Origin of the sequence: Hyunsoonleella flava (assembly GCF_004310325.1) — a bacterium.
Lineage (GTDB): Bacteria > Bacteroidota > Bacteroidia > Flavobacteriales > Flavobacteriaceae > Jejuia > Jejuia flava.
This window is the reverse complement of sequence record NZ_SIRT01000009.1, coordinates 161871-173992: the sequence shown is the minus strand read 5'-3', so window position 1 is coordinate 173992 and position 12122 is coordinate 161871. Positions and strand designations below refer to the sequence as shown.

Sequence of the window (12122 nt, the reverse complement as noted above, 5' to 3'; positions counted from 1 at the left end):
GTATCTTTAGATTATAAAACACCAAATATGGTATACCTGCCTGCCGGCAAGGCAGGTTTAAAAACAGCGTAAATCAATTTTTAACCTGTAGCCATATTTCAGGACTAGACATTTGAAAAATGAAAAGAATATTACTGATAATATCAATTCTTGTTCTACTATTCAGTCAGTCTTGCTCAAATAGAAATGATAAAATATTTAGTGCCTATGACGAGTTGCACAGTATAACTCTGTACGAAAAGGGAAGTGAATTTCAATTGTTATATAACGGAGTCAACACTGCAAGGGGAGTATATTCTCTAAACAATGACACAATTCTATTGACCTATTGGGAAGACCAGTTCAAAGAGTTTAACCCCAATGAAAAATTGACTCGTCAAATCTTAATTGATAAAGAATTAATGAGAGTTGAATCAATTGATAGTAAAATGCATTTCTGTGCTAAGATTGATATTGATAAAAGAAAAATAAAAAAAACTAGCCACAACAAAGGCTAAAGCAAATGCGCAATAACTGTGTGAAGATTTGCGCACTTGCCTTAGCCAGACCGTTGCCAACAATATAAAAAACCGAATAGTTAACATTTATGCTTTCATTTTTTAAATCAAAATCTAACTTAACAGAATCGGAATTTGCCGAAAAATTTTTCACTGAATTAAAAAAGAAAGTTAAAGGCTTGGAATTAGTTTCAATCAACGGACTTGAAGTTGTTACTAAACTAAAAGATTCTGACAATTATCAACATTTTTTGGACAACTCGTACGCTGAATATAAAAATGACCCGAAAGATTTAAAGAACGTAATTGAAAAATATACATTCGCTTCGAAAGACCTATTTCTTCCAGAAGAACCAATCCATTTAAAAAGAATAGTTCCAATAATTAAAGACAAAAGATATTTAATTGAGAGTTCTAAAATCGTTGAGAATTTTGAAAATACTCACGTTTACGAAAAGTATAATTCTGAATTATACATATTTTATGCAGAGGATAAAGAAAACACAATTAGTTATTTCACAAAAGAAAAATTTGAGCAACTGAATGTCGGAATTGAAACTATAAAAGAAAGGGCAATTGAAAATCTAAATTCGGTAGTTTCTAAAATGGAAAGACACGGAGAAAATGGCTATTTTATGCTAACTTCTGGTGGAGATTATGAAGCAAGTTTAATTTTATTTGACATTTGGAATAAGGAAAACTTTCCAGTCAACGGAAATTTAATAATTGGAATTCCAGCAAGAGATGTTGTGTTTATTACTGGAACAAACGACAAAGACAACATTGAGAAATTAAAGAACGCAATTGACGAAATTAATCAATCAGGAGACCATTTAGTTTCGGATAAAATATTTGAATATAAAAACGGAAAATTTGAACCGTGGAAATAAATACTGTTGGCAACACCGTATATAATTTATTGCTGGTTCTAGCCTACTTACGAAAATCCTCGCGGATTTTCTATTCGGTTTTTATTTGCTAAATTTAGTGCTTAAACCACGCAACAAACCATATACAACAACGTTGGCACCAATGCAATAGCAACTTCAAAAAATGAAATTATGAAACGATTCACAATCTTTATTTTAGTTTTTTTAGCTTATCCCGTTTCATATGGACAAGTGAAAGTTAATCCAAATGGAAAGTTCTTTAACTATAACGGAACAAAAATTTATTATGAAGATAGCGGAACTGGAGAACCCCTTTTACTTCTACATAAGTTTTTTGGAACTGCCGATAACTGGAAACCCTATGCAAAAGATTATTCAAAGCAATTCAGGACAATCGCAGTCGATATGATAGGTCATGGACGTTCTGACATTTATAATAAAGAAGATTTAGATTTTAATGATGAGGAGTACGCAAAGATTATACTCGCTTTGCTCGATTCTTTAAAATTAGACAAGGTTAACGCCATTGGTGCAAGTGGTGGTGGTACGACACTACATTATCTAAATCTAATGCAACCTGAAAGATTTAAATCTATTATCACCATTGGAGGTCACATTTACTTTAGTACAGAATGTCGAGAGATTATTGCAAGGTCAGGAATAGAGAGATTCATGAATGCTGCGAAAAGCCATGGTCCTGAAAAACAGGAATATTTAGCAAAAGCTTTCTGGGAATATAGAAATGTTAACGAAAATAATCCTTCTTTTACATCAGATAAATTGAATACTTTTAAAGCCAATTGGTTAGTGGTATTAGGTGATGATGACCCTTTTGTTCCCTTGCAACTCGGTATAGAAATGCACGAAGGCATCCCTAATAGTTGGCTTTGGATTGTTCCTCACGGCGGACATACGCCACATTTAAATGAGGATTTTCAAACAGAATTTAAAAGAGTATCGCTCGAATTTCTGACCGGAAAATGGAATAAAAATGACTAAAAGCACAGGTGCCAACACCGTGTATAATTAATTGCTTGAGTATGGTAAGTCCTAATCGGAAAATTCTCCGAATTTTCCTCAGACTCGTCCCCTTTTGCTATCTTAGTTCCCAGCGCAACTAACCATACACAATCACGTTAGCTACAATGCCGAAACAAACTTCATAGATGATATTATTATTTCTGTTTTTAACCTTAATTATAGTTCTGATTTATCCTGTTTTGGCGTGGAAAATGTTCAAAGCACTTAAGGAAAAAAACAAACGTAAATTCTATCGACTTTCAGTAATACTCTTAATTCTGATTTTGATTCCAGGCTTCTATTTTAAAATATTACCAGGCTCAAATTTATTTTGGAATCCAATAGAACAAGCTGATGAAAGGAATTACAACATCGAACTGACTGGATTTGAATTTAATGATGGCGACTTGATTTACGAATACGAAACAGAAAGAGATTTTAATGGAGATGGATATTCAATTTGGATTTACAAAATTGACGACCAAACAGCGGAATATTTTAAAAATCCAAAAGAAGAATTCTTTACCAAACATCCAAGAACCGAATTAAGGAATCATTGGGAACCTGAATTTTGGAAAAAAACACCATTTGACAAGCAGGAGAAAAAGTTTTTGGACTTTGCTCACAGCACTCTTGACGAATTGGAATTTGAATTAGAGGACTTACTCTATGAAGAAGGAAATTACTATGCGTATGAGTATTATATGCACAGATATGGAGTTGGGAATATTGACTTTTACATTCTTTGTCCGAATAGAAAATTAATAGTAAAAATAAACCATAACACGTAAAAAGCACAGTAGCTAACAAAGAACTGAGTTAAAAAACAAGCAATTTAAAGCTAATTTAGAAACTACACTTTCATCTTAGAACAATCGACTTTTTAAAATAGTAAAAGCCTTTACCACAAGTTTGTTTGACACTGCTATTAACGCTAGTTTTTTTGTTCTTTCCAATGGCTACAATTCGTTCATAAATTTAATTATTAACGATATTTGTCTTTACCTCCATCCATCAACAACTGTTGCTTATTCGTTGATATTGAATACAGGTTTTGTCAAAAAAGTAAAGTTTGCCCTAATACCATGATGCCCAAGACTGTTTTTTGGGGTGGGTTCAGGTCAAACAAAATTCGCCCCACCTTATTTATATCAGTACACCGATTTAACCAAAAAAGCACAATCAATATGTTGGGTGGTTTTTCTTGTGGTTTATTATTTCCACAAAAAACCACAATTATCACCACCAACTCCTTTTTTGTGTGTTCATCAAAATACCTTGATGTACCACATAATTTTTTTTTCATCAGAAGCAATAATTGTCTTCATTTCTAGCTATCAACAACTGTTGCTTATTTGTTGATATTGAATACACGTATTGTCTAAAAAGCAGAGTTTACCCCAATACCATGTTGCCCAAGACTGTTTTTTGGGGTGGGTTCAGGTCAAACAAAATTCGCCCCAACTTATTTATATCAGTACACCGATTTAACCAAAAAAGCACAATCAATATGTTGGGTGGTTTTTCTGGTGGTTTATTATTTCCACAAAAACCATAATTATCATCAACAACTGTTGCCTATATATTGATATTGAATTCAGAAGCGGTCAAAAAAGCGAAGTTTACCCCAAAAAAATATATACAAATTGGAATTTTTTTTTGTGGCCCACCAATTTTGAGTAATTAATTAACACGGTCAATCAACAATCTTGGAAAAATCCACATTGAAAACGGTCTTCAACAAATACTTGTCCGCTTCACTATCGGTCAACTTGTACCGTTTTCCTTTGGTCTGCTTTTTAATCCTTTTGTGATCTTCCAAAGACTCAGTGAATAGTTCGCCGTATCGCTTGTTCTTAAAAAGGTTCGGGACCCTTATGTTCATTTTTGAAAAATCCATCCGTTTCACCCGCTCAGCCAATGAAAATTTTGTCCTCAGTTTTTCGTCATGTTGGGCAACGGCGTTCTTTTGGTATTCGAACCACGTCCTTTGCTGTTCGGTAACACAGTCCGTTTCAACCCCTATATTATCCAAAAGCCATGTATAGACAACTTCGATTGCCGAAACGTGACGCATATATTCCCTCTTTATAAAGAGAAAGGAATCCGTTGCAAGTTGGTCCCTGAACTTGAGGAGCTGAAAAACATTATTGTCCAGTTTGTTCGTTTTCCCAATCATTTGTATTTCGATAAAACCGTTCTTTATACTTTCAAGGCTGCCGTCAGCCTTCAATATGCAAGAGGTATCGAAAAACCCAATATCAATCAGTTCCTGCTTGGATTTTTCCGAGGCGTCCTTCATTACTATTTTTGGAACATAAAAAATGCTCGGGCGGTAAAGTCCGTTTATCAAATCGTCCAAGTCGTTGTTAAAGGCCATATGGTTTATTTTAAAAGGTTGGAATAGTCCTTGGGCAGTTCAGCATCAACGTCCCTGAGGTACTTCTCCAGAGCAGCCATACTGGAATGCCCCGTTATCTGCATCAGGTAGCTCTTGGCTGAAAAAGGAGAGGCATGCTTTACCAATGACCTATAGAGCTTGGTTATAAAGGTATGTCTAAAACTGTAAAGACCATGGTTTTCGTTAAAGCCAAAATGGTCCTTGACTACCTTTTTGAAGCGATCGGTAAAATAGCCCCTTCTGCTCTCTAGGGTTGCCTTCCATTTACCGCCAATCCCATCTTTGGTGAACAGCAACAGGTCGCCCTCCATAACGGAAAGGTCGGGCAGTTCCTCCATCAAAATACTGGGTATGAGTTTGGTCTTCAAAACTTTGTTCTTTGCCCTGAACTGCAATGTCCCGTCGTCTAGGTTGATGTCTTTAATCCGCAGTCTGCAGACCTCCTTGGGCCTCAAAAGGTTGTAGGAAACAAATTTAATGAACAGTAACAGATTGGGGTCTTCCTTTTCAAGGTATTCGAATATCTCCCGTTGTTGCTTCTGTGAGTACGTTTTGTTGCGTTTAGGGTTGGTCTTTAACTTTGTTACGTTCTTGATAGGGTTCTGTCGGACGACCTCATTGTCCTCCAATACCTGAAACACGCTGCTGAAGCATGTCCTAAAATTGTTCCTGTTCCTTGCCGATGTCTTTAGCTGTATCTCATTGAGGAATTCAACGATGACTCCCTTGGTCAATTCATCGATGGTCTTGATGTCCTTACGGTTTTTGTCCAGCCATTTGAGCAGGCCTCCGGACTGGTTTCTGTAGTCAGACAAAGTGCGGTCGCTCACCACGTTTGTCTTTAACTTGAGCGCAAAATCAATGGCAGCTTTCAGCTCCATGGCCTTTTGTCGCTTTTGAGGTGGTTTTGTACTACGAAGTGGTTTTATGTATTCGCTATCCACTCCCTGAACAGATTCCACGGGGCTTCCGCTAATTAAACTGGGCGGTGACGTGGTTGTTTCTTGGTGGTGTTTTTTGTACAGTTCCGTGTTGTTCTCAAACGGATTGTAACCAGCCTTCAAAAGCCGCAACAAACGTCTTTTATAAACGCTCAAAAGGTAATATCTGGCCTCCTTGGTTTTGTGGCTATTTACTTTTCCGTAGATATTTTTCATTCTTTTGAGCCTACCCGTTTTTGGATCTTTATATGAAAAATAGACGTACCACCGTTTTTCTAGATCGCCATCTGCATCGTAAATTTTTGGCTCTGAAAAATTGGGCTTTTTGGAGAAATCGTGTTCCAAATCGTGTTCATTTTGGACGTCTAAAGTAATTAAATTGAGAATATTTTCCATAAAAAAACGGTTTAGAGTGAACTAAACCGTTGATTTTGGAGGATTTCCATCTAGTAGCGGGAACTGGACTCGAACCAGTGACCTTCGGGTTATGAGCCCGACGAGCTACCTACTGCTCTATCCCGCGATATTGGACAGCAAATATACAATCCTTTTTAGATTTAACAATGCTTTATATGGAAAAAATTATTGTTCAATACTACTTGCCTGAAACTCTGCAATTTCAGAATTTAAAAACTTAACCTGTATTTGCAAAGGGTTACAACATACTTCGCAATCTTCGATATAATCTTGTGTCATCAAAGAGTCATCAAGTAACATCGAAATATGCTCCCAACAGTATGGACATGTAAAAAAGTGTTCTTTCATATTTAAAAATAAAAAAAGATACGCTAGTGCGTATCTTTTTACCATTAACTATTTTATGAAAATTTACTCTATAATTATTCTTTTTCAATATCTATCGTTGCTGTTGCACTAGATTCAATCAACATTAACGATGGTGGATTTTTACCAGAAACACTTATGTACTCTGTATTAAGTTTATTATCGCTAACCATAATGGTATTTAATTTAGTTAGGTTTATAAATTCAATTGGTACATCTCCAGTAAACTGATTTGTAGACAACAATAACTCCTCCAAATCTGTTAGTTGAGCCATTTCTACAGGAATTTCACCATCCATCTTGTTATCCATTACACTAAACTTCTTTAATTTTTTTAAGGCTTGAATTTCTTGTGGAATATTTCCTGTCAAGTAATTACTTCCTAATAAAAGTTCTTCAAGATTAACTAAGCCCATTATTGGCAATGGAATATTTCCTGTTAATTTGTTACTATATAACTTTAAAGACTTAAGTTTTTTAAGTTGCCCTAATTCAGCAGGAATTTCGCCTTCAAACTTATTCATGAATAATTCTAAAACTTCAAGGTTTTGTAATTTACTCAATGCAGTTGGCACATTACCCGTTAAACCATTAAAGCCTAAGTTTAATTTTACCAGTTCTGAAAGATTACCTACTTCAGAAGGTAAAGATCCGATTAAATTATTAAAGGGTAAATTAATTTCAACAACATGATTGTTTTCTATTTTAACACCATACCAAGTATCAACAGGTAATGTGATGTCCCATGCAGAATTCCATTCAGCACCATTAGTGCCATTGTATAATGCTAAAAGTGATTCTTTTTCACTATTAGGGATATTAGCGAAAGCCGCAAATGAGATTAGAAAAGTTAAAATTGTATACTTTAGGTTTTTCATCTTTAGGTTGATTAAGGACTAATTTCATGTACGAAAATAGTAACCAAATAGACAAAAAACTATTTTTATCGATGAAATGCATTAAACTTTAACATTTATATCTTAAATCTGTGTATTTAGCAACTCTCCACTCAATCTTAGCACTTCCAATTCAGCAATTTTTGCCTGATATTTTGCCTGGTTTCTGCTAAGCTCTGCGTTTATAAAATTCAATTGTGCCTGTCTAAATTCAATAGAATTCACTTGACCGAGTTTAAATTTCTCTGATGTTCTGTCAAAATTATTTTGAGACGTTATTATATTTTCTTCTTGAATTTTAAATACCGTAAGTTTATTTTGATAATCATCCCAGGCATTTTCAAAATCTCTTTTAACAGTAGCTAATAATTGCTCTTTTTGAATTTCTTGAATTTGAAGATTAACCCTTGCATTTTTAACTCTTGTTAAAGTTCTTCCTCCATCAAAAAGGTTCCAAGTAAGGTTAACACCTCCCGAAAATCCAGTGTTGGTTAATACCGCTAAAAACGCCGCTGCATTATTATTATTTTCGTTCCATCCATACGAACCTGTTAAACCAATAGTAGGTAAATATTCAGATTTTCCAGTTTTTAATTCATATTGATTAATAAGAATATTTTTATCTGCCTGCTGTAATATAACGTTTTGAGCTATTGCTTTTTGAAGTAATTCTTCTTTATTAAAAAGCATCGCAAAATTAACCTCTGTCTCAACATCAAAAACCTTTAATACGCTATTACCTAAAACTAGGTTCAAATCTCTTTTGGCATTATTTAGTTCTTGAGATATATTGATGAGGTTTATACTATCGTTATTAATATCAACCTCGGCATTTAAAACATCTAGTTTGGTGACTTGCCCATATTCAAACTGATATTTAGATCTCTTTAACCTATCATTCGAAATATTAAGCGTTTGAGTAAGCACTTTCTTATTCTCGTATAACTGCGCCACACTGTAATAGACAGAAAACAATTGTAATAATGTGGTTTCTATGGTTTCTCTAGCTTCAAGCTCAGTAAGTTGATATTGCTCTTTTAAGCTTTTGTAGTTGTAGCGTCTTCCTAAGCCATCAAACAGCACATAGTTTAAGTTTACAGATGCATTATACCTTGAACTTTCTGCGTTGTTTAGATTAGTAACCTCCCCATTTGCAAATACGGCTTCGGTATTATCTAGATTATAGGTTGCCCCAGCGTTTCCCGTAACTGTTGGTAGGTAATCAGAGTTTAAAATTGATGTGTTATTCTCTGCTACCTCAACTAAGCTATTAGCTACTTTAATGCCATAGTTATGCTCAAGTGCCAATTCTACTGCCTTTTCAACAGTTATTAATTCCTGAGCATAAATACCGAATCCGGTGATAATGAATGATACTATGGTACAAAAACGTCTATTCATTCTTTTCTTTAGTTTTTAGCTGAAATACTACTTCTCTCCTTTTACAAAGCTACTTTCAATTAAAGGCTTATTTACTTCAGAGAGTTGCTCATGATTTTGCTCTTTTACAACACGTTCTACTTCCTCTTTAGTAACTTCTCTGTTGGTCCACAACCATTTCCCTGTTGTTTTTACACTATTACTAAACGCTAAGAAAATAGGTAAAACTATCAAGGTTAGCACTGTGGCAAACCCAATACCGTAAGCAATGGACACTGCCATTGGAATTAAAAATTGTGCTTGCCTACTTTCTTCAAAAATTAAAGGAGCCAATCCTGCAACGGTGGTAATGGAGGTTAAAAAAATAGCTCTAAAGCGCGCACGTCCTGCTTCGTAAAGCGCATCATCAAACCCCATACCCTCTCTTAAATTATTATTGAATTTACCTATAAGCACAAGCCCATCGTTCACCATGATTCCTATTAATGCAATAATCCCTAACATGGATAAAATATTTACCGGAAAGTCGTGAATCCAATGTCCCCAAGCTACTGCTGGTAAGCTAAATGGTATTAGCAATAGTAACAATAAGGGTTGACTGTAGCTTCTAAACGTAAATGCGATTACAATATATATAAGTACTAATACTACCGTACCCACAGGTGCTAGGGAGTTTAATAATTTTAAACGCTCTCTGTTTTGCCCTTCATAAGAAGGTGTAACTGTAGGATAACGCGATAATATTTCTGGCATAATATCATCCTTAATTTCTGCCATAATATCGGTAGCACTTGTCTTTTTAGGATCTTTAATATCTGCTGAAACTTGAATTTCACGCCTTCCTTCTAGGTGATTGATAGCCACATCGCCCCTTACAATGCTGTAATTTGCTATTTCTTTTAAAGGTACTCGTTGCCCATTGGGTGCTAGAATACGCATAGTTTCTAAATTTTGAATAGAGGAGCGTTCTTCTCTATTGTAACGTACCCAAACCCTGATTTCGTCCTGTCCTCTTTGAAAGCGTTGTGCTTGAGCGCCAAAAAAAGCTGCTCTTACTTGGGTCATTACGGTTCTTAAATCTAGTCCTAAAGCATAGGCACTTTCATTTAGCTCTAATCGTATCTCTTTAATACCATCAGGGTCATTATCCGTAACATCTTTTAGCAAAATATTATTTTCAAGATTTTGTTTTAATTCACTTTTAACTGCTTTTAACTCATCAATATTATTCCCCAATAAAGATACCGAAACGGGGCTTCCTCCAAAATTACCTCCGCTTCCGTACACCAAACTTTCTACGCCAAAAACAGGTCCCACACGTTGTCTCATTTTGTTGGTAACCAAACCTGCCGTAATTTCATTTGGCCTTTTTTCTCCTGGCAATAAATTGATGGTTAGTGAAGCTGCAGATGAACCAGGACCCAAATTTCTAATCATATTTTCCACCAGGTGCTCTTCTGCATTTTCTCCTAAGTATTCGATATGAATTTCGTTTGTAACTTCAACTGCCTTTTTTTCTATTAGGTTAATAATACTATCTGTAACTCTTTCATTAGTACCATTGGGCATATTTAGCGTAATACTCACTCTATCACTGGCAATCTGTGGAAAAAACGCCCCGCGAATAATACCTCCTTTAAAACTGGCATTAGTTAGAATAAAGAGCACAACAAAAAATGAGAAGGTTAAAAACTTATGGTTTAAAGCAAATCTAAGTGTTGGACTATACATTTTATCGCGTAGCCACATCATGATCTTATCTCCCAAAGTATTAATATACCTAAGTTTGGAAAATACTTTTTGAAATACGCCTGCAATACCCTCCTTAGGCTCTTTATTTTGAACTCGTAAAGCTTTTGAATGTGCCAAATGTGCTGGTAATATAATGAGTGCTTCAACGAGTGATACCGCTAAAGTTAAAATAACTACAACTGATACTTCTCCAAAAAACTCTCCTATACGACCGTCTAGAAACAGGAATATTGCAAAAGCCAAAACCGTGGTAATTATTGCCGAAAGAATAGCAGGCAACACCTCCATAACACCATCAATAGCTGCCTGTTCAGGTAGCTTACCTTTTTCATAATGTTGGTAAATATTTTCGGCTATCACAATCCCGTCATCAACCAAAATACCTATTACGATAATCATCCCGAATAATGATAACACATTAATGGTAACATTGAAGTAACCCGCAAACATAAACATCCCTAAAAAAGCAATAGGCAAACCAAAAGCTACCCAAAATGCCAAACGTGTGTTAAGAAAAAGAGATAAAAATAACAGTACCAAAATCATCCCAATTATAGCATTTTCGGTGAGTAATTCGGTACGCTGTACTAAAGTTGTAGATAGGTCTCTAACAACATTAAGCTGCACATTATCATACTTCTGATTAAACTCCTCGATGTAGGCTTTAGTTTTATCTGCTGAGGAAATTAAATCTTGAGTATTTGTACTGGTGATGGTTACATTAATTGATAAATCGCCATTGAAATAATTAGCATTAGGTGTTTCAGAAAATCTATCTCTTACAACTGCAACATCCTTTAACTTTATAATACGTCCTGTGGCATCAGCTTTAACAATTAGATTTGATAGCTCATTCGCGTAATATGATCTTGAATTTGCCCGGATTAAATATTCCTCAGTATCTGTTTTTATTTTACCGCCAGTAGTAATCAAGCTAGATTGATTTATAGCATTGGACACATCGGCAAAAGACAAGTTGTACGCCAATAGATTTGTTTCATTAATGGCGATTTCAATCTCTTCTTCTGGATATCCTGAAATTTGAATTTGAGAAATACCATCAATGGCGCGCAAATCGTTTTCAACCTGCCTCCCTATTTGCTTCAAGGTAGCTAGCGGTATGTTATTTCCGCTTATTGCAAAGGTAATGGTTGGCCTTAATGCTTCTAGTTTTGCAACAATTAAAGGTTCCATTCCTACTGGAAATGTGGGTACCCGGTCTACTGCATTCTTTACCTCAAGCAGCATAAAATCAATATTTTTACCCTTTTCTATTTCAACATTAATACTTCCGCTATTCTCTCTTGATGTTGATGTTACGCGCTCTACGCCATTAAGCCCTTTAAGATTGTCTTCAATTTTAAGAATAATGCCTTCTTCAACCTCTTGTGGGGAAGCACCCGGATAAGTAACGGTGATACTTATATTTTTAGAATCTACTAAAGGGAAAAATGAAGATTTAAGCTTAAATGCACCAAAAAGCCCGAAAACTAGAAATGCTATTATAACAACATTTACAGCGACACTATGTTTAATAAAATAGGCAATAAGTTTTCTCATAA

10 protein-coding genes and 1 tRNA gene are annotated in these 12122 nt (G+C 35.1%); 4 read left to right on the top strand and 7 right to left on the bottom strand.

Translation table 11 applies throughout. The features are described from left to right. The first annotated feature begins 119 nt into the window (after positions 1-119). From EYD45_RS11570 to EYD45_RS11555, 4 genes are all read left to right on the top strand, one after another. Complete coding sequence (locus EYD45_RS11570) at positions 120-497, top strand: hypothetical protein (RefSeq protein WP_130964708.1); 378 nt, start codon at positions 120-122, stop codon at positions 495-497. An 89-nt stretch (positions 498-586) separates the two neighbouring features. After that, positions 587-1387, top strand: coding sequence for a DUF1444 family protein (locus tag EYD45_RS11565; protein ID WP_130964707.1), 801 nt, complete (start codon positions 587-589; stop codon positions 1385-1387). 171 nt (positions 1388-1558) lie between these two features. Continuing rightward, on the top strand, positions 1559-2386 hold the full coding sequence (locus EYD45_RS11560; protein ID WP_130964706.1) for an alpha/beta fold hydrolase: 828 nt from the start codon (positions 1559-1561) through the stop codon (positions 2384-2386). A 167-nt stretch (positions 2387-2553) separates the two neighbouring features. Beyond that, complete coding sequence (locus tag EYD45_RS11555; RefSeq protein WP_130964705.1) at positions 2554-3198, top strand: hypothetical protein; 645 nt, start codon at positions 2554-2556, stop codon at positions 3196-3198. 905 nt (positions 3199-4103) lie between these two features. Here EYD45_RS11555 and EYD45_RS11550 read toward each other — a convergent pair. From EYD45_RS11550 to EYD45_RS11520, 7 genes are all read right to left on the bottom strand, one after another. Continuing rightward, positions 4104-4787: a hypothetical protein gene (locus tag EYD45_RS11550; RefSeq protein ID WP_130964704.1), complete on the bottom strand. Its 684-nt coding sequence runs from the start codon at positions 4785-4787 to the stop codon at positions 4104-4106. 5 nt (positions 4788-4792) lie between these two features. After that, entirely contained in the window at positions 4793-6145 is a 1353-nt protein-coding gene (locus tag EYD45_RS11545) for a tyrosine-type recombinase/integrase (RefSeq protein WP_130964703.1), read from the bottom strand. Between the two features lie 54 nt (positions 6146-6199). Next, positions 6200-6272 (bottom strand) — tRNA-Met (locus EYD45_RS11540). A 59-nt stretch (positions 6273-6331) separates the two neighbouring features. Continuing rightward, positions 6332-6514 carry a CPXCG motif-containing cysteine-rich protein gene (locus EYD45_RS11535; RefSeq protein ID WP_130964702.1) on the bottom strand — a complete coding sequence of 61 codons (183 nt, stop codon included), beginning with the start codon at positions 6512-6514 and terminating at the stop codon, positions 6332-6334. Between the two features lie 74 nt (positions 6515-6588). Next, entirely contained in the window at positions 6589-7410 is an 822-nt protein-coding gene (locus EYD45_RS11530) for a leucine-rich repeat domain-containing protein (RefSeq protein WP_130964701.1), read from the bottom strand. 102 nt (positions 7411-7512) lie between these two features. After that, the gene (locus EYD45_RS11525; protein WP_130964700.1) at positions 7513-8829 is read right to left on the bottom strand and encodes a TolC family protein; all 1317 of its coding nucleotides are present in this window, start codon (positions 8827-8829) and stop codon (positions 7513-7515) included. Between the two features lie 27 nt (positions 8830-8856). After that, positions 8857-12120, bottom strand: a complete 3264-nt coding sequence (locus tag EYD45_RS11520; RefSeq protein WP_130964699.1) for an efflux RND transporter permease subunit — start codon at positions 12118-12120, stop codon at positions 8857-8859. Positions 12121-12122 lie beyond the last annotated feature (2 nt).